General features: G+C 70.5%; 14 protein-coding genes. 7 read left to right on the forward strand and 7 right to left on the reverse strand.

The window, feature by feature from the left end:
* Positions 1-54: 54 nt before the first annotated feature.
* From WME95_RS16915 to WME95_RS16925, 3 genes are all read right to left on the reverse strand, one after another.
* Positions 55-2,271 (reverse strand): protein kinase domain-containing protein, encoded by a 2,217-nt coding sequence (locus tag WME95_RS16915; protein ID WP_437909403.1) that lies wholly within the window; start codon positions 2,269-2,271, stop codon positions 55-57.
* A 90-nt stretch (positions 2,272-2,361) separates the two neighbouring features.
* A complete protein-coding gene (locus WME95_RS16920) occupies positions 2,362-3,753 on the reverse strand; it encodes a pyridoxal phosphate-dependent aminotransferase (RefSeq protein ID WP_437909404.1) in 1,392 nt (463 codons plus the stop codon).
* 67 nt (positions 3,754-3,820) lie between these two features.
* Complete coding sequence (locus WME95_RS16925; protein WP_437552881.1) at positions 3,821-5,641, reverse strand: hypothetical protein; 1,821 nt, start codon at positions 5,639-5,641, stop codon at positions 3,821-3,823.
* A gap of 383 nt (positions 5,642-6,024) precedes the next feature.
* Between WME95_RS16925 and WME95_RS16930 the strand changes: the two genes are divergently transcribed.
* From WME95_RS16930 to aroA, 4 genes are all read left to right on the forward strand, one after another.
* Positions 6,025-6,525, forward strand: a complete 501-nt coding sequence (locus tag WME95_RS16930) for a hypothetical protein (RefSeq protein ID WP_437552882.1) — start codon at positions 6,025-6,027, stop codon at positions 6,523-6,525.
* A gap of 977 nt (positions 6,526-7,502) precedes the next feature.
* On the forward strand, positions 7,503-8,063 hold the full coding sequence (locus WME95_RS16935) for a hypothetical protein (protein WP_437909405.1): 561 nt from the start codon (positions 7,503-7,505) through the stop codon (positions 8,061-8,063).
* 47 nt (positions 8,064-8,110) lie between these two features.
* Positions 8,111-9,031, forward strand: coding sequence for an isoaspartyl peptidase/L-asparaginase (locus tag WME95_RS16940; protein WP_437909406.1), 921 nt, complete (start codon positions 8,111-8,113; stop codon positions 9,029-9,031).
* A 382-nt stretch (positions 9,032-9,413) separates the two neighbouring features.
* Entirely contained in the window at positions 9,414-10,712 is a 1,299-nt protein-coding gene (gene aroA, locus WME95_RS16945; RefSeq protein ID WP_437909407.1) for a 3-phosphoshikimate 1-carboxyvinyltransferase, read from the forward strand.
* A gap of 27 nt (positions 10,713-10,739) precedes the next feature.
* On the opposite strand, the gene WME95_RS16950 is transcribed toward aroA, so the two are convergent.
* The 4 genes from WME95_RS16950 to WME95_RS16965 all read right to left on the reverse strand — a co-directional run bounded on the left by WME95_RS16950 (position 10,740) and on the right by WME95_RS16965 (position 13,379).
* Positions 10,740-11,111 carry a RidA family protein gene (locus WME95_RS16950; protein WP_437909408.1) on the reverse strand — a complete coding sequence of 124 codons (372 nt, stop codon included), beginning with the start codon at positions 11,109-11,111 and terminating at the stop codon, positions 10,740-10,742.
* A gap of 97 nt (positions 11,112-11,208) precedes the next feature.
* The gene (locus WME95_RS16955) at positions 11,209-11,964 is read right to left on the reverse strand and encodes an alpha/beta hydrolase (RefSeq protein WP_437909409.1); all 756 of its coding nucleotides are present in this window, start codon (positions 11,962-11,964) and stop codon (positions 11,209-11,211) included.
* A 301-nt stretch (positions 11,965-12,265) separates the two neighbouring features.
* On the reverse strand, positions 12,266-13,207 hold the full coding sequence (locus tag WME95_RS16960) for a sulfite exporter TauE/SafE family protein (protein ID WP_437909410.1): 942 nt from the start codon (positions 13,205-13,207) through the stop codon (positions 12,266-12,268).
* Positions 13,208-13,217: 10 nt separating this feature from the next.
* On the reverse strand, positions 13,218-13,379 hold the full coding sequence (locus WME95_RS16965) for a hypothetical protein (protein WP_437909411.1): 162 nt from the start codon (positions 13,377-13,379) through the stop codon (positions 13,218-13,220).
* A gap of 529 nt (positions 13,380-13,908) precedes the next feature.
* On the opposite strand from WME95_RS16965, the gene WME95_RS16970 reads away from it, so the two are divergent.
* The 3 genes from WME95_RS16970 to WME95_RS16980 all read left to right on the forward strand — a co-directional run bounded on the left by WME95_RS16970 (position 13,909) and on the right by WME95_RS16980 (position 18,114).
* Entirely contained in the window at positions 13,909-14,103 is a 195-nt protein-coding gene (locus WME95_RS16970; RefSeq protein WP_437909412.1) for a hypothetical protein, read from the forward strand.
* A gap of 104 nt (positions 14,104-14,207) precedes the next feature.
* Positions 14,208-16,256, forward strand: a complete 2,049-nt coding sequence (locus WME95_RS16975; protein WP_437909413.1) for a rhamnogalacturonan lyase — start codon at positions 14,208-14,210, stop codon at positions 16,254-16,256.
* A gap of 268 nt (positions 16,257-16,524) precedes the next feature.
* Positions 16,525-18,114 carry a hypothetical protein gene (locus WME95_RS16980; protein WP_437909414.1) on the forward strand — a complete coding sequence of 530 codons (1,590 nt, stop codon included), beginning with the start codon at positions 16,525-16,527 and terminating at the stop codon, positions 18,112-18,114.
* Positions 18,115-18,220 lie beyond the last annotated feature (106 nt).

Genomic DNA, 18,220 nt, shown 5'->3' on the forward strand with positions numbered 1-18,220 from the left:
GACGCGCCGGCCGCGCGGGCTGCGGGGGAGGCAGCCGCGCCCGGTCCGAAGGCGCTACCGCGGCGCCAGGTCGAGGGGGGGCGCAGCGGGGCGCGGTCGAGGCGGCGCCTGGCCGGGGACGGGCCCGCGCGGCAGCGTGGAGACGGGCGGAGTCGCCGGCAGTCCGGGCTGGCTCGCGGGCCGAGGCGGAGGCCACCCGGTGACGGACGGCGTGGGCAGGGGCCCTGGGACGCGCGGCGCAGGGGTGACCGAGGAGCCCGGGTACGGCGCCCCCGGCGCGGGTGCGGCGCCGGGGACGTACGCCGGCTGCCCGCTCGGGAGAGGGGGGGCTGCATCGGCGGGCACCGCGGCATCCGCGGCCGCGTCGGCCGGGGCGGCCGCGGATGCCGCGTCGGTGATCAGCTCGGCTGCGGCTGCATCGGTCGGGGCCGCGGCGTCCGCGACGGCGTCGCTCGCGACCGTCGACGCCGTCGCTGCCGCGTCCGCCTTCGCCGCGGCATCGGCGCCGGCATCGGGCGCTTGCACCGTCGGCGCGGACGCGCTGGGGCTGGCGGAAGGCACCACCACACCGCCGAGCGGCATGCGGCCGGAACGCGCGAGCAGCAGGAGCGCAACGGCTGCGACCACGCCCAGGACGATCAGCGCGAGCAACGCCACGCGGACGGAGGATCCCTTCGCGGGCGGGGACGCGCGGCGCTCGGGCGCGGACGCGACAGCGCTCGCGGGGCCGCTCGCGTGCGCCGCCGGACCGACGTAACCCGCCGGCCCCGGGGGCACCGGCGGCCCCACCTGCAGCGGCGGCGGGAGCAGCGGCAGCGGCGAAAGCCCCGCCGGGAAATCGAGCGGCGAGCCTGCTCCGTCGGGGTTCGACTTGCGGGTCGCATCCGGGGTCGATTTGCGCGTCGCGTCCGGGTTCGACTTGCGCATCGGGTCGGCGTTCGCGCGGCGCGGGCTCGTCGGCGCCGGCATGCGTGAGCTGGCCGGCCCCGACATGCGCGAGCTTGCCGGTCCCGACATGCGCGAGCTCGCGGGCCCTGACATGCGCGAGCTCGCGGGCCCCGACATGCGCGAGCTCGCGGGGCCTGCCGGGGACGAGGGCGGCGCCGCGTCGGCCGCGCCCCCGCCCTCCGTCGACTCCGGGCCGTCCTGCAGGATCGGCAGCATGGAGATGCGCCGCAGCATCACCTCGGTCGCGTCCTCGGGGCGCGAGGCCTGCGGCTTCTGAGGGTGGGCGCGCTCGGCGAGGATCCGGTCGAGCTCGTCGAGCGCCTGATCGATCCGCTCCTTGCGCGCCTCGGCGACCCCGGGGAGCAGATCGCGGACGAGCTGGCCCACCTGTTTGTCGGTGTAGCTCTCGCGGACCGCGGCGCTCACCTGCTCGAGATCGCGGCGCAGCTCCGCGGCCGTCTGGTACCGCTCGTTCGGGTTCTTGGCGAGCGCGCGCATGATGATGCGGTCGAGCTCCGGGTGGACCTCGGGCATGATCTCGCGCGGCGGCTGCGGGTTGCGGTTGGCGATCTGCTGCATCGCCTCCAGCGGGCCCTTGCCGCGGAACGGCGTGTGGCCCGTCACCAGCAGGTAGAGCAGCACGCCCATCGAGAAGAGATCGCTGCGGCGGTCGAGCGCCCCGCCCATGACCTGCTCGGGCGAGAAATACCCCGTCTTGCCCTTGATCGCGCCGACGCGGCTGGTCTGCGCGCGCGCCCGCGTCTTCGCGACGCCGAAGTCGACGACCTTGACCATGCCGTCGAACGTCACCATCACGTTCTCCGGCGTGACGTCGCGGTGGATCAGGTTGAGGAGCTCGCCCGTGTCGTCGCGGACCTCGTGCGCCGCGTGCAGCCCGGCGCACGCGTCGATCATCACGTGGAGCACCCAGCCGAGCGGCAAGAGCGCGCGCTTCGCCTTCTGGTTCGAGAAGATCTTCGCGATCGGGGCGCCGTCGATCCACTCCATCGCGAGGTACGGCCGATCGCGGACCTCGCCGTACGCGAGGATGTGCACGACGTTCGGGTGGAGGATCCGCGACGCGGTGCACGCCTCGTCGAGGAACATCGCCCGCGCGTCGTCATCCCCGCGCATCGCGTCCGACAGCAGCTTGACGGCGACGATCTGGACGGAGCCGTTGGGCCGCCTGAGCCGCGCAGCCCACACGGCGGCCATGCCGCCCACGGCTGCAGGGAACAGCAGCTCATAGGGGCCGATCGTATCGCCCGGCTGGAAGTTCCCCGGGTCGTCGTCGTTCCAATCACTCCACGGATCTTTGGCCACGCGCTCCCCCACCATGTCGGAAGACGTGCAGCGCGACAAGACCTGGCGCTCGGCCCCGTCTTCCCGCTCCCCTGCGCGGCGCCGCCGGTGTCAGGCCCGGCGACGCTCGCCTACCATGCGCTCGAGCCGCCCGAGCGCCCGGACGAGGACATCCTCGCTCGGGCCGAAAGAAAAGCGGACGTGGTGGCGGAACCGCGACGGCCGCCCCGCCCGGCGCTTGCCGGGGTTGACGTCGAAGAACTCGCCCGGCACGACGATGATCCGCTCCCCGAGGGCCGCCCGGAAGAAGCCGTAGCCGTCGGAGAGCCCCGGGGGCAGATCCGCGACCGAGCCCCAGACGTAGAACGTGCCCTCGGGCTCCGCGTCGACCGTGACGCCGATCCTGCGCAGCCCCTCGAGCATGATTTCACGCTTGTGCGAGAACGTCCGGTGGATGGCCGTCGTCTCGGCGCGGGTGTGCTCGATGGTAAGCAACTCTGCCGCGGCGCGCTGCATCGGCTTGGAGCCGCCGCCGTCGAGGAAGCTGCCGGCGCTCGCCACCGCCTCGATGACCTCGCGCGGCCCCAGCGTCCAGGTGACGCGCCAGCCGGGGTAGCGCCAGTTCTTGGTCAGGCCGTCGAAGATCACGACCGGATCGCGGTCGACCTCCTCGACGTAGCGCGCGGCGCTCTCCATGGGGGCGACGTCGCCCATCCCGTAGATGTAGTGTGAGTAGAACTCGTCGAGCAGGAGCGCGCAATCGAGCTCCTTCGCGGTGCGGACCCAGGCGGCGAGCTCCTCGCCCCGCACGTGCTTCCCGGTCGGGTTGCAGGGGTTCGAGGCGAGGATCGCGCTCAGGCCGCGGCCCAGGATCTCGCGGCGCAGGTCGCCGACGGAGAACGAGTAGCCGCGTTCGCCCTCGAGCAGGATCGGGATCGGCGAGAACAGCCGGAAGACGTCGAGCAGCTCCTCGTAGGCGGTGTAGTCGGGGAGGAAGTGGCCGAGGTTGATCTGCCCGAGCGCCGCCGCGGCGCGGGTGAGGGCGATGCGACCCCCGCCCGACACCGCCACGTTCTCGGCCGTGTAGCGCGACGGCATGCCCCGCCGGTACGCGCGGTTGTAGAGCGACGCGATCGCCTCGCGCAGCTCCCAGAGGCCGGCCACGGGCGCGTATTCCTGGTCGTCTCCGGAGATCGGCACCGCCGAGCAGCGCGCGGGCGAGCCCGGGAGCGGGCCCGTCTCCGGCTGGCCCTGCCCGAGGTTGCACCAGCCGTCCGTCCCCTCGTCGGCGCCCGCCTTGAAGCCCAGGCGCGCGGCCTCGGTCGTCACGTAGATGACGCCCGTCCGCGGGACCTTCCGGAAAGCGTGGACCGCCCGGTCGTCGCCGCGCGGCGGGGCCGGCGTGTTCCCCCGGTCGGCCGCCGCCCCAGGATCGCTGGGCCGGGCCTCGTCTCCCTGGACGTCGCTTCGCTCGTCGGGGTGCTCTCGCGCTGCTTCTGTCATCGTTCGTTTCCAGGCACTTCCAGGCATGGGAGGCGCTGCCGTGGCGACCCAGCAGGAGGCGAGCGCCTCAGGCCTGCTGGGCCGTCGGCTTTCCGCCGTCCTCGCTCGCCGGCTCGGGCTGCCGCGCCCACGGCATCGTCTTACCCGAGAAGATCCAGAGCAGGTAATAGCAGAAGGCGAGTGAGACAGCGGTGAGCACCGTGTACTTGTCGTCGTTGTAGTTGAACGTGATCCAGATGAACTGGCTGAGCGCCGCCAGGCCGAACAGGGGTACCTCGATCTGGCGCTTCACCCGGGTGAGCGGCGCGCTCAAGATCATGAATGAATAGTAATAACAGGTGAGCTGCGAGAGCAGGATGACGAAGATCTGGGCGAGGCACTGGGCCACCCACAGCGAGCGGACCCGCCGGCACACGTAGACGAAGCCCGCCAGGGTCGCGGCGATGATCCCGTAGGCGATCCAGCGGTATTTCGCGTAGCGCTCGTTGCGCATCCGCTTCCAGACCTCGAACGGATCGACGAGCTTCGTGTCCTTCGTGTACTTCATGCGGCCGGACTCGACGCCTGTGCCGGGCTCGTGGCCGACGAGCACGCGGAGGCCCATGTGGTTCGTCAGCGGCGTCTGGTCGTGCACCTTGAGCGTGTGCTCGTAGAACTGCCGGTACGAGTCCGTGCCCGAGACCTTCATGCTCACCGGAATGAGCACGGCGGCCGCGAGGACGCCGCCGATCAGCACCTGCACGTGCGACCTCGCCATGCGCTTGTGGCGGACGAGGTGAATCCCGGCGACGGTGAGCCAGCCGATCACGGGCAGGCCCGGGAAGATGCGCAGGAGGCCCGCGTAGACCATGCTCGCGCCCGCGAGCTTGAAGTAGCGCTTCCGGATGAGGCAGGCCGAGAGGACCAGGTAGAAGAGCCAGTCCTGCCGGAGGAACGCGCCGCCCGTCCAGTAGAACGGCGCCGACGACTGGCAGCCCCAGAAGATCGCCGCGACGGCGAAGACCCGCCACCCGAAGGCCCAGTAGAGGGCGGCGAACATCCCGAGCAGATAGAAAATATCGAAGCCGGCGAGGAACTGGAGGTAGCGGGTGCTGGCCGGCTGGAGGTCCGCCCAGAACTTACCCATGATCGTCCAGACCGGCGGCGGGTTGTAGCCGTGGTCCTTCTGCATGTCCTCCCAGTAGCCCTTGTCCGAGGCTGTCCGGAAGAACTGCACGTCGGCCTTGAACGCGTCCCAGCGCTCCGGTGAGAAGTGCGCCTTGCAGATCTCGGGCGTGCTGAGCACCTCGCTCGCCGGCATGAGGAGGTTGTCGCCACCGAGGTTCCGGATCTTCTTGTCCGGGTGGCGCACCTCCTTCGCCATGTCCAGCTTGACCTGCCGCCCGGTGTCCTCGTTCGTGTACGTGACGAGGCCCAGCTCGTCCTGCGCGATCAGCGCGCATTTGTAGAGGCCGTCGTACCCCATCTCCGGGAAGTACTTGGCCCCCATGTAATAATGGAACTGATCCCAGCGGTGGTAATACTTGGGATAGCCGAAGCGGAAGCCGTTGAAGTACGCGATGATGGCGGCGACACCGAGCGCCACGCCGGCGAACCGCTTCCAGCGCTCCGCGATCGGCCGGCGCATCCCCTCGCGGTGCGTCTCGTAGAAGACGCAGAGCGCGGCGCCCATCGCGATCGCCACCTTCGCCATGTCCACGGCGCGGGCGTGCTCGTCGATGTACCGGTCCAGACCATAGAAGAAGAGCGCGACGCCGCCGGCGACCGTGCTGTACCGCGCGAGCATGCGGAGCCGCGACGGGGCGAACCAGTTGAGCGCGAACGCGACGCCGAAGTAGGCGCAGAGCGCGATGACGATCTCGATGACTTGTTGTGACGTGAGCTTCATTGCCTGCGGTTCGGATCGGGATCGAGGTGACGCGGGACGCGCCGGCGGGCCTCTTCGCCGGCCTTCCACGGCAGCGCGCCCGGCGTCGGGCGCTGCTGCCGCCGCCCCGACCCGCCGCTGCGGGCTGGAGCCCGTCGGCCGGGGCGACGCCGTAGGTGCAGGACGCACCCCGTCCCGGACGGGCTCCACGGGGGAGGCGGGGCCACCTTAGCCGAAATCCCAGGAGTGTGGCGCTCTCGTTGTGGTCGCCATGGGCATCGGCGGGCGTACCCAGGTGGCGTGCGTGGGACCGGTGTGACCGGGGCGGAGCCATGTCGGCTCGACGTGCTGCGCAATTGAGCGGGCTTCCTCCGCCGAGCAGAGCTCGTGTATCGTCTCCCTTCGTGTCGAACGACAGTTTCTCTTCCGCTTCTTCGGGGGGCTCGGAGCGAGAGGGGGCCCGGGGCCCCTACGGCTTTCTCGTGCGGGTCGACGGCGCGCCGCCGCTCTGGTGCCGGGAGGTGCGGGGCTTTCACCGCGCCGCCGTCGCCGCGGCCGACCCTGACGCGCTGCCTCCCGCGCAGCTCGTGCTCGTCGGCCTCGACGAGCCGGCGCGCGCGTGGCTCGCGTCGTGGGCCGAGGACAGCGAGCGCGTGCGGCGCACGCTGACGATCCGCCGGCTGCTCGACGACCGGGAAGCCACCGCGGTCGTGACGCTGGCGTCCTACGGCTACGGAGTCAACACCGCGCTCGCCGTGGAGTCGGTCGTGGTGCCCGGGGGCGACGGCCCGGCGGCCATCCTGCGCAGCGGGGTCCACACGAAGGAAGAGATCGACGCGATGCTCGCGGTCCTCGCCACGGCGCTGCCGGAGGGCGAGGAGGCGAGCTGGTTCGCGCACGTCTGACGCGCGCGGGGCCCGGTCACGGCGCGCTGATCCGCCGCGCGACGTCCTCGCCGTTGTTCCACCGGACCTGTTCCGGCAGAGCTGCGCGCTTGCGTCCTGCACGTCGTCTCGCTGGAGCGCGCCGCGCCTCGTCCTGCCGAGACGCGCCTTGAACCTCGCCCTGCCTGGCTGCTTCTCCGGTGACGCCTGCCCGGCGGCGTGCGGCGTGCGGCGTGGAGTGTGCGTTGTCGAACGACGCCTGCCCGGCTGCGCTGCGAGACGCGGTGGGAGCGGTGGGACGATGCGGACCGTGGGTGGACATGGGGTGGACATGGATGGAATGGAAGAGAATCGCTTTCGATGTTTCGGTGCGTGAGCCCCTTGCTCGCCTGAACAGCGGTGATACGCTGGTCCTCGGCCTCGGACGGAGCATCAGCTCCAGGATGGTCCTGCCGTGGAGCACCACGGTGCCGGGGTCGACACCAGATCGGCGGGCTCTCCGCTGATCCGCAATCGAACACCCTTGCCATGCCGGACGATCCCTTTCGATCCGGCGCGGGGTGCCGGCAAGCCGGAGGAGGGATGGACACCATGCACAGTACCAGTGGCTCTTCTATACCGGAGGCTGGGAACGGCTGACCCTCGTGGAGCGTGGACGCAGGGTCATCGGGGCCTTGCAAAACGCTACCGCGCTCGGCCAGGTCCGGCGCTCGATAACCTGTTGACTGCCATCGCGACCTCCGCGAGGCCGGCAGAGAGGGAATCGAGGAAGACTCAGGTCTTCCGGCAACGATTCTCACCGGTGCTCCGGGGCCGAATGCTCGTCGCGATGGGACAGGGGGGGCGCCGCACAGGCGGGATCAAGCGGGGTCCAGAAGGCCTCCGGTAGAGGCCCACGGGACGGGTCGGGTGCGAGCAAAGCACCCGACCCGTTTTTATTTCCATTGCCTGGGAGCGCTTTTTTGTCCTGCGCCGTGCCCGTCTGGTACGCGGGCTCGATGCGGATGCTGCTGCTCGCGCTGCTGCCGGCGTTGCCCCTTCTTCCAGCGTGCGCCGACGCCTTCGGGGATCGAGAGGCGCCGGAGCGGGGGACCGCGCTCGGCGAGTTCCACGTGGTCGGGACGCAGACGGCGAACACGTGCGGGGAGGGGGCGCTCGGCGCGAAGCGCCTGTGGGAGTTCGACGTCGAGCTCGCGCGCGGCGACGGCGCCCTCTACTGGAACAACGGCGCCAGCGTGATCGCAGGCGTCATCGACGACGACGAGGTGGGCTTCTCGATCGACGGGCGCGTGGTGGTGGACATGCGCGCCGGCGACGCGCCGCCGGGGCCGCCGTGCTCCGTCGAGCGCCGCGACCGGGCGCTCGGGCAGCTCGGCGGCAGAGGGGATGACGTCGCGGGGTTCAAGGCGACGATGTCCTTCGAGTTCGTGCCCACGGCGGGGTCTCGGTGCGAGGACCTCGTCGCCGGAGAGCTCAGCGTCGCGCCGGTGGTCGCGGCGCTGCCGTGCGGCATGGCCTACGATCTCAAGGCCAAGCGGAGCGCGCTCCCGCCCGAGTGAGCGTCGGCTGGGCGTGGACCTCCGGGCGCGCGCCGCGGTAGGGTGCCATGGTCGTGAAGCACGTCATCCATTCTCTGGGCGGGCGCGGCGGGCGGCGCACCGTCCTGGTCCACGGCGGCGCGGGCAACGTCGCTCCGGAGCGGCGGCCGCTGCATGCGGCGGGGTGCCTCCGCGCGGCGCGCGAGGGAGCGCGCGTGCTCTCCGAGGGAGGCAGCGCGCTCGACGCTGTCGAGCGCGCGGTGCGCGTCCTCGAGGACGATCCGCTCTTCAACGCGGGCACGGGCGCGTGCCTCAACGAGGAGGGCCACGTCGAGCTCGACGCGTCGATCATGGAGGGCCGCGGGCTCAGGGCCGGCGCGGTCTGCGCGCTCTCGGAGTTCGCCGAGCCGATCGCGATCGCGCGCGCGGCGCTGGAGGACGGCCGGCACGTGCTGTACGCCGCGCACGGCGCCGCGCGGTTCGCGCGGACGAAGGGGTTCACGCCCGTGGGCGAGGCGGCGCTCATCACGGAGGCGGCCCGGGAGGCGCTCGCGGCGGCCCAGCAAGGCATCCGCGCGACCTCCTGGGCGGGCAACACGGTCGGCGCGGTGGCGCTCGACGAGGGCGGGCTCACCGCCGCGGCGACGAGCACGGGCGGCACCGTCAACAAGCGGGTCGGGCGGGTGGGGGACTCGCCGCTCATCGGGGCAGGGACGTACGCGGACGACGAGGCCGGGGCCGTGTCGACGACCGGCCACGGCGAGGGGATGATCCGGCTCGCCGTGGCGCACTCGGCCGTGGAGCGGATGCGCGCGGGCATCGGCGCGGTCGACGCGGCGAGCGGGATCATCGCGCACCTGGCGGAGCGCCTCGACATCACCGGGGGCGTCATTGCGCTCGATCGGGCTGGGCGGTTCGGGCTGGCGCGATCGACCGCGACCATGTCGTGGGCGGCGGTCGGCGATTGGGGCGAGGAAAGCGGTGTGTGAATTCGCCTTGCAGAGAGCCCAGATTGTTCCATGGTCACTGTTCATTGCGTGACGCCCCTGGCGCTCTCGCGTGTGCGGTCGTGAGCATCACTGTCCGTCCGCGTTCGTCCTGAGCTGGGGTGTTCGCAACCAAGCCGCGGCGCTGTTGCGCGCGTCGGATCATGGCGTGTCATGCACGGCGAGGCGGCCTGAACGGTGCCCGATCCACGGGGACGACGGCATGCTGTATTTCATGGCGCTGCTGCACGCGAGCGGCGAGTTCAAGGCGTACGCGCCGCAGTGAGGCGCGGCGGCGCGACAATTCGTGTGATCCGGGCTCCGTCGCGCGAGGCGATGAGCCCGTGGCGCACGAATCTGCGCCCCGCTATAGTCCGCCGCCCCCATGATCCCTGCCGGTCCTCTGCCCATCACCCCGCTGTCCTCGCCGCCGGATCGGATCTGGCGGGTCCCTGGCTCGAAGAGCATCACGAACCGCGCGCTCGTGCTGGCTGCGCTCGCCGACGGCGAGAGCACGCTGGAGGGGGTGCTCCATAGCGACGACACGCGGCACATGCGGTCCGCGCTGGAAGCGCTGGGGATCGGGATCGAGGACGCCGGGCCGCACACGCTGGTGGTGAAGGGGGGGCGGGGCCGGCTGCGCGCGCCGGGGCGCGAGCTGTTCATCGGGAACAGCGGCACCACGGTGCGGTTCCTCGCGGCGCTCGCGTGCCTCGTGCCGGGCGAGGTGGTGCTGGTCGGCGATGAGCACATGGCGAAGCGGCCGATCGCCGATCTGGTCGACGGCCTGAGGCAGCTCGGGGCGGACGTGGAGTGCGCGACCGGGTGCCCGCCGCTCAGGATCCGGGGCGGCCGGCTGAAGGGCGGCACGATGACGATGCGCGGCGATCGCTCCAGCCAGTACTTCTCGGCGGTGATGATGGCAGGCCCCTTCGCCGACGCGGCCATCGACCTGCGCGTCGCCGGCGAGCTGGTCAGTCGCCCCTACGTCGAGATCACGCGGCGCATGGTCGCGGATTTCGGCGGTCGCATCGACGAGGCCGCGGGCGGGTTCACGGTCCATCCCGCCGCGGGGTACCGCCCGCGGGCGTACCCGATCGAGCCCGACGCGTCGTCCGCGAGCTATCCGTTCGCGCTCGCCGCGGCCGCGGGCGGCGCCATCACCGTGCCCGGTCTTGCCGAGGGGGCGTTGCAGGGAGACTACCGGTTCGTCGAGCTCCTGGAGCAGGCAGGCGCGCGCGTGAGCCGGCAAGCCGACGCCACCACCGTGCGCAGCGATGGGCGCCTGCGCGGCATCGACGTCGACATGCACCACATCTCGGACACCGTGATGACGCTGGCCGCGATCGCTCCGCTCCTCGAGGGGCCGACGACGATCCGGAATGTGGCGAACATCCGGATCAAGGAGACCGACCGCCTCGCCGCCACGGTCGCGGAGCTCCGCCGCCTGGGCCAGGAGGTGACCCACGGCGACGACTGGCTCCGTATCGAGCCTCGGCCGCTGACGCCCGCGCTCGTGCGCAGCTACAGCGACCACCGCATGGCGATGAGCTTCGCGATCCTGGGGCTGTGCCGGCCGGGGATCACCATCGAGGATCCGGCCTGCGTCGCGAAGACGTACCCGACGTTCTGGGAGGACGTCGATGCGTGCTCCCGCGCAGAAGGCGCGGCGCCCGCCGTGTGATCCCGGCCCGCGCCGCCGGTCGGGCGCTCAAGAGACGGCGAGCACGGCCTCCACCTCGATCTTCAGATCAGGGGAGAAGAGCCCGGCGACACGGACCAGGGAGCTCGCCGGCAGCGCGGTGCCATAGATTCGTAACAGGGTCTCTCGCAGCGCCCCGATATCGTCGAGGCTCGTGACGAAGATCGTCACCTTGGCTATCGCGTCCAGGCCGACCCGTTCGGCGCGCGCGATGCTCGCGATCTGGGAGAAGATCGCCTCGGCCTGCTCGGACACACTGCCCTTCTGAGCGGGCGAGCCGAAGGCCGTCAGCCCTGAAAGGAACAGAAAGCCGTGGTGCTCGACGGCATGAACGTACGGACCCACCGGATCACCCAGCGCAGGATAGTTCTTTCGCTCCACGGCTGCTCTCCTTGCCTGCCACGTCCCGCGGCACCTCGGAGGGCGCGCGCTCGACCAGCTGCGCGAGATCCATAACACACGCGCGCCGGGTCCCATGTCAGAGGCGGGGCCGCGCGTTCTCGTCGAGCCAGTCGAGCGCCTCGTCCATCACCCGCTCGGCGTCCGGCAGCGCTCCGTGGTGCGCGCCGGGCATCTCCCGGTAGACGGCCGGTATCTTGGCGGCGAGGAGCCCGCTCGCGCCCTCCTTCATGCGGTACGTGGCGTCGAGCTCGCCGCTGATCATCACCGCTCCCCGGATGTCCCGGAGGCGCGCGGCCGAGGGCGTCGTGGGCGCGCCGAGCAGCACCAGCCGCGAGTACCGCTCCGGCCACCGCTCCGCGAGCCGCTCCGCGATATAGGCGCCCTGCGAGTAACCGATGATCACGAGGTCCTCCGCCTCGCCGCCGCACGCCGCCAGCGCGCTCCGGATGCGGCCGTCCTGCTCCTCGGCGTCGGGCGAGTACTTGCTGAACACCCGGTCGGCGCCGCAAGGCACGTCGCCCTGGAGCCCGAGCACACCGCCGTGCTCCCGCGCCGTCCTCGTGAAGGCCTGCACGTAGCCCAGCCCGTGCCCGCACATGCCGTGAAGGAACACCATTCGTGGACACGCGCCGAGCGGCCCGGTGACGACGAACGCCGGCAAGTCGCCTGGCACGGGCACCTCGGTCGCCGTGAGCGGCGGCTCGACGGGCTGCCGCTCGACCCTCGCGGGCTGCACCGGGCGCTCCTCCGCGAGGGCTCGGTCCTCCTTGCTACACGCCGTCGTGAGCATGGCGACGCCGAGGCCGGCCAGAGCGAGAACGGAGAACTTCATACGACTGGCTTGGTGCCAGGACCGGCCGACGGCAAGCGGGGCGCCGCGCAGAGAGCAGGGCGAGCTGTGCGGAGATCACGGCCCGTAAAACAGAGGGTGAGCGGGCTCATCTGTTCATTGCCCTCTCTGCCTCCTCCGCGCTTGCCACGACGGCGACGAGGAGGCGCCTCGGAGAGAGGGGCAGATCGGCATGGGGCTGCCAGAAGGCGCTCTCGCTGGCGATGTCAGCCGGGCTGTTGCTCGTGACGGCGTACATCGGTCGCCAGCGCGCGCCGCGCGGCGGATGCGCGGGCCAGCTGGATCAGCGGCCCCCCTGGTGGCCGATCAGGAGATGACCCAGGTCCACCGCGATCATGACGACGGTCGCGGCGACGAGCACGGCGAAGAGGAGGCGGAGGATCCGGTTCGGGAGGACGTTGGTGGTGAGCGCGCCGAGCTGGGAGCCGACGGAGGAGCCGACGAGCAGGGCCAGGGCGAGGCGGAGCGAGACGAAGCCATGGAGCGCTTGCTCGAACGTGCCCACGGCGACGGTCACGAAGAGGAGCAGCACGCCCGTGCCTGCGGCGTTGCGCACCGAGAGCCCGAAGCCGTAGAGCAGGATCGGCATGAAGAGGACGCCGCCGCCGATGCCCATGAGCCCCGAGGCCGCGCCCAGCACGAAGCCGAGGTAAGCCATCATCGGGACCGAAACCCGCTCGAGTCCCACGCCCGGGAGATCGATGAACGGCGGGATCCGGATCCGGGTCACCAGCGGCCCCGGGATGGTCACGTCGCCCCGGGGCGCCTCGCGCCCGCGCGCCCGGATCGCGTCGCGCGCGACGTAGACGGTCGTGAGCGAGAGCAGCACGATGAAGACCAGGTCCAGTACGAGCGTCACCGCCGGGACGGGGCGGCCGAGCACCACCCACCTCCCGCGCTCGGAGAGGTGGGCGAGCAGGCGCGTCCCGGCGTCCACGCCGATCAGGCTGCCGCCGAGCATCACGAGATCGATGCGAGGCTCGCCGCGCCCGAGGTGGCGGTACTTCAGGAAGGACGCGATCGAGGTGCCGCACTTCTGGCAGAGCGCCGAGCCGACCGCGACCGGCGCGGGCACGCCCACGATCGCGATCAGCACCGGCGTGAGCAGAAAGCCTCCGCCCACGCCGAACATCCCCGCGATGTAGCCGATGAAGAGCCCGATCAGCGCCAGCATCACCAGCGAGACGGGGTGTCCCACGCCAGCATGAAGGCTGATCTCGAGCATGGCGCCCCGCTCAGATATGGTACTCAGTGGGCGGGAGCGGCGGGTCCGCCTTGCCGGCGTGCGCCCTCCGCCGCGCCACGATGGCCTCGACGCGGTTCGAGACCCAGACGACCATCACCCCCCAGGCGAGGGGCACGAGGACGCAGAGGGTCGCATACACGACGGGGCTCATGGCGGGCAGCTCGGGGGTTGGCTTGGGCTCCGGCGCGAGAACGTCAAGGCCGCAGCGAGAGCCACCCCGGCAACGGTTCTCGCGGTGAGCTGGTTCGACTGCGAGCACCTGCTGCCCTGACCGGCTCGGGCCAGTCGAGCCCGTTGTCCTGGCGGAGGTGCGGTGCGGGGTGGCAACTCTCCAACGCCCCGAGAAATCGTGCGGCCCGTGCGATTCATGCGACGGACTTTGCCCCTCACGGCCGGGAGGCGAGCCGCCGCCCGGACGATGAGGGACCGCGCGAGGTATCATGAGACGACTTATTTTCTTGAGAGGGGGTCCGCTCACCCGGCGAGCAGCGCGGTTCTATCCTTCATGGCGGAGATAAAATCCGTTATAACGGATGCGTTCGGCTGGCGCGCCTCCACGGATCGTCGCGCTGTGCGAGCGCGGCGCCGAGGCGCGCAGGGAACAGCCTGGCATCGCGGCAGGGGAGCCCGTCCCGCGCTGCGAGAGACGATCGATTGCAGGGATGGCAAGGAGCAGACCGATGAGTGATCGCGGCGTGGCGCATTTCGGCGAGCGGCACGGCGGCGAGGGACCGGCGCCCCGCTTCGCGCAGTGGAACGAGGTGATCGAGGCGCTGCTCGGGCATCGCTCGGTGCGGCGTTATTGTCCTCAGGTGCGTGGCGGTAAAATTTCAATGCGCGAGAAATCGTGCGTCCCGTGCAATTCTCATGACTGACTTCGCCCTGCTCTCACAACCTGGGTGAGAAACGAGGCCACCATTCCGCTCACGGCCGGGAGGCAAGGCGCCGACCGGACGATGAGGGGCCGCGCGAGGTATGCATGAGACGACCTGTTTTCTTGATTTGCTTTTCGCTCGCTTCCGCTCACCTGGCATGCGGATCGAGCGGTGAACCCGGAACCGGCTCGGACGGGGCCGGCGGGGAGGGCGCCGGGACGGGCGGCGGCGCGACCGGCGCGGCGTCCAGCGGCAGCGGCGCGGGCACCAGCGCTGCGTCCGGCAGCGGCGGCGCCGGGACCAGCGCCGCGTCCGGCAGCGGCACCGCCGGGACCAGCGCCGCGTCCGGCAGCGGCGGCGCGGGCGCGGGCGCGGGCGAACCGACGGGGTTCGCGCAGATGGAAGACCTCGATCGCGGTGTCGTGGCCGTGCCCACGGAAGGCGGCACGTACGTGGGCTTTCGCCTGTTCGGCTACGACCCCGACGACATCGCGTTCAACGTCTACCGCGACGGCGCCAAGGTCAACGCCGCGCCGCTCGCGGACTCCACGAACCTCGTGGACCGCGACGGTTCTCCGAGCTCGGTCTACACAGTGCGCCCCGTCATCGGCGGCGTCGAGCAGGGCGAGTCGGAGTCCGCGACCGTGTGGAAGGATGGAGCCCTGTCCATCCCGACGACGCCGCCGCCCGCAGGGGACGGCTACACGTACTCGAGCGGCGATGGCAGCGTGGGAGACGTGGACGGCGACGGGCGTTACGAGATCATCCTCAAGTGGGATCCTTCGAACCTCCAGGACAACTCGAAGGCCGGCCGCACCGGCAAGACCTACCTCGACGCGTACTCGCTCGACGGCAAGCGGCTCTGGCGCATCGATCTCGGCGTGAACATCCGGGCCGGAGCGCACTACTCGCCGTTCCTCGTGTACGATCTCGACGGCGACGGGAAGGCGGAGGTGGCCGTCAAGACGGCGCCGGGGACGCGCGATGGCAGGGGCGAGTACCTCAGCAAGGGGCCCGCGGCCGGCGATGACGATTCCAAGGATTACCGCAACAACGACGGCTATATCCTCACCGGCCCGGAGTACCTCACCGTGTTCGCCGGAGACACCGGCGCAGAGCTCGCCACGACCGAGTTCAAGGTCGGGCGCGGCGACGTGTGCAGCTGGGGCAACAACGAGTGCTACGGCAACCGCGTCGACCGCTTCGTCGGCACCATCGCGTTCCTCGACGACACGGGGCGCCCGAGCGTTGTGTTCGGGCGCGGATACTACGCGCGCACGACGCTCTCGGCCTGGAACTACCGCGACGGCGCGCTCTCGAACCTCTGGACGTTCGACTCCAGCTCGAGCCGCGCCAACGAGGCGTTCGGCGGCAAGGGCTGCCACTCCATCAGCGTCGCGAACGTGGACGACGACCCGCAGCAGGAGATCATCAACGGCGGCGCCACGTTCGACGACGACGGCAAGGGCCTCTGCGCGGTGGACTACTACGCTCACGGCGACGCGCTGCACGTCACGGATCACATCCCGTCGCGCCCTGGCCTCGAGGTGTTCCAGCCGTACGAGGGCGGCGAGTCGCCCGCCTACGCCATGCGCGACGCCCGGACGTGCGAGGTCGTATGGAAGGGGCCAGGCAACGGCGGCGAGGAGGGCCCTGGCCGGGGCGTGGCGGCGGATGTCGACCCGCGCAGCCCCGGCAGCGAGGCGTGGGTCAACAACAGCGAGCTGTTGCGCGGCTCGGACGGCGATCGCGTCGGGAGCCGCCCTGCGTCGAGCAACTTCCTCATCTGGTGGGACGCGGACCTGAGCCGGGAGCTCCTCGACGGCAACGGCATCCGCCAGGCCGACGGCCAAGGGGGGAACTTCACGGCCGCGGGGTGTACCTCGAACAACGGTACGAAGAGCTCGCCGACGCTCAGCGCCGACATCCTGGGCGACTGGCGTGAAGAGGTGATCTTCCGCTGCGGCGATTCCATACGCATCTTCACCACGAACCAGGTCGCGACGAACCGGATCTACACCCTGATGCACGATCCGCAGTACCGCGTTGCCATCTCGTGGCAAAACGGCGCCTACAACCAGCCGCCTCACCCGAGCTTCCATATCGGGGAGGGGATGGCCGCGGCGCCGAAGCCGGATATCCACGTCCGCTGAGACACCGGCGCTAGCACGTCGCCTCGCTCGACTCGACATCTGAAGCCGACGGCCCGGCTATCGAGTCACCACGCGTCGAAAGGGCCGCCCTCACTGCACAGACTGCCTGTGAGCGTTCACAAGGTTTATAAATACACGAGTACAGTACATTCGTTAACACCGTTGACGAAGTTCGCGTGCCGCTGGTAGAGTGGTGTTACCTGCCCGAGGTGAGGCGGGTTGCGCCTGACGGACTGAGCCTAACGGCCTGAGAGCCTGAGAGAGCGACATGCGATTTATCGACCTGCACCAGGGTTCTGCGACCGACACCCGTTCATCCCGGCGGGGCCTGGCCACGCTCGCCGCGCTGGCCGCGTTGTTGCTCAGCGCGTGCGCCGGCGACGATGGCAACTCGTTGAGCGGCGCGTCGGAGGGCGGCGCGGGAGGACCCGACGCGACGGGCGGGACGGGCGGCGCGGGCTCGCAATCGAGCGTGAACTCAGGCTCTGGCGCGGGCACCGGCGCGGGCTCGCAAGCGAGCACGGGCGCGGATTCGGGCTCGGGCTCAGGCGCGGGCACCGGAGGTGCCGGTGTCGGCGGCGGTCCGGACGACCATCCCGCGTACGACCACTGCGTGAGCGGGTACATGCCCCACCCGAGCGACTCGGATCCCAACATGAAGGATGGCCCGGCGGAGTTCTTTCCGCCCGGCAACAACAGCCCGGACATCGTTGATACGACGGTGCAGCCCCAGGTGCTGGACTGGATGTATGAGAACCGGTGGCAGGACGCTCACGTCGAGTGGCACGCGATCCGCGCCTGCAACTTCGGGGGCGCCGGGAGCAAGGTGGGCATCTGCAAATTCAAACAGCTGGTCCCGCAAGATCAGAACTGTCAGTCCGCCGGTGACGGCTATCAGTTCCTCGTGTTCCACCGCCACATGATCCAGGCGCTGCAGCAGCTCTGGCCCAATCATAAAGAGCAGTTCACGGGCTTCACCAAGTTCCCGACCAAGGCGGAAGATGTGCCGTCCCAGTGGCGCTCCGCGTGGAAGAACTGGGACTCGGCCGCCCTCGAAGCCGGGAAGATCGGCGATGAGATCGACAAGCCCGAGAACCTCGCGAGGTTCAAGGACGAAGGCGAGCTCGGCTTCTGGCTTCAGTGCAACGTGGGGCAGAAGCTGGCGGGGGCGACCAACATGCCGTGGGTGGGCCTCCACTTCGTTCTGCACGCCAAGTGGGCGCGGCCGGGCAACACGACGCACGGTGTGAACAACACCAACGCGAACATCGACAACTACATGTTCTGGAAGCTCCACGGCTGGATCGACAACGTGTGGGAGAAGTACCGGCGCGCCAAGGGGTTGTTGCCGACGGATCAGAAGCTGAAGGATGATCTCGTCGCGCAGTGCCGCGAGATGGATACCGAGATCAAGATCATCAAGGAGAACCTGGACCCCGAGGATGTCAGGGATCCCAATGCGCCTTTGCCGGACGAGTCCGGATACTTCCACGAGAAGGTGCGGCCCATCTTCGAGAGCGCGACGAACCTGTGCAGCGGCTGCCACGCCGAGTCGGGCCCCAACGCGGGGCTGTCGCTCGGTGGCCGCCTCAGCTCCAAGGAGATCGTCGACGGTCTGGTCAACGTGGCCTCCCGCGGCGGCGGCCAGTTCAAGCTCGTCGTCCCGGGCGACCCCGACCACAGCTGGCTCTACCTCAAGGCCGCCGGCAAGGCGGAAGCCGCGGGTTGCCAGCAGTCCTCCACGGCGCAGTGCATCTCGGGCGTGATGCCGCCCAGCACGGGGGGGCCGACGGTCAGCCCGGCGCAGCTCGAGATCTTGCGCAAATGGATCACGGACGGCGCCCCGGGACCGACCTGATCCTGGCGAACGCTTGAGGCCGGCGGGAATCCGAGCTGCGGGCCTCACGACATTCGGGGATCGGGGGGCGACATCAGCGCCCTCCGCCCCGCACCGCACCCCGAGG

Origin of the sequence: Sorangium sp. So ce327 (assembly GCF_051530205.1) — a bacterium.
Classification (GTDB): domain Bacteria; phylum Myxococcota_A; class Polyangia; order Polyangiales; family Polyangiaceae; genus Sorangium; species Sorangium cellulosum_B.

Bases quoted from the DNA above. Each gene is read 5' to 3' on its own strand.
- WME95_RS16920 (WP_437909404.1), bottom strand. From the start codon at position 3,753: ATGACAGAAGCAGCGCGAGAGCACCCCGACGAGCGAAGCGACGTCCAG.
- WME95_RS16925 (WP_437552881.1), bottom strand. From the start codon at position 5,641: ATGAAGCTCACGTCACAACAAGTCATCGAGATCGTCATCGCGCTCTGC.
- WME95_RS16935 (WP_437909405.1), top strand. From the start codon at position 7,503: ATGCGGATGCTGCTGCTCGCGCTGCTGCCGGCGTTGCCCCTTCTTCCA.
- WME95_RS16940 (WP_437909406.1), top strand. From the start codon at position 8,111: ATGGTCGTGAAGCACGTCATCCATTCTCTGGGCGGGCGCGGCGGGCGG.
- aroA (WP_437909407.1), top strand. From the start codon at position 9,414: ATGATCCCTGCCGGTCCTCTGCCCATCACCCCGCTGTCCTCGCCGCCG.
- WME95_RS16955 (WP_437909409.1), bottom strand. From the start codon at position 11,964: ATGAAGTTCTCCGTTCTCGCTCTGGCCGGCCTCGGCGTCGCCATGCTC.
- WME95_RS16960 (WP_437909410.1), bottom strand. From the start codon at position 13,207: ATGCTCGAGATCAGCCTTCATGCTGGCGTGGGACACCCCGTCTCGCTG.
- WME95_RS16965 (WP_437909411.1), bottom strand. From the start codon at position 13,379: ATGAGCCCCGTCGTGTATGCGACCCTCTGCGTCCTCGTGCCCCTCGCC.
- WME95_RS16970 (WP_437909412.1), top strand. From the start codon at position 13,909: ATGAGTGATCGCGGCGTGGCGCATTTCGGCGAGCGGCACGGCGGCGAG.
- WME95_RS16975 (WP_437909413.1), top strand. From the start codon at position 14,208: ATGAGACGACCTGTTTTCTTGATTTGCTTTTCGCTCGCTTCCGCTCAC.
- WME95_RS16980 (WP_437909414.1), top strand. From the start codon at position 16,525: ATGCGATTTATCGACCTGCACCAGGGTTCTGCGACCGACACCCGTTCA.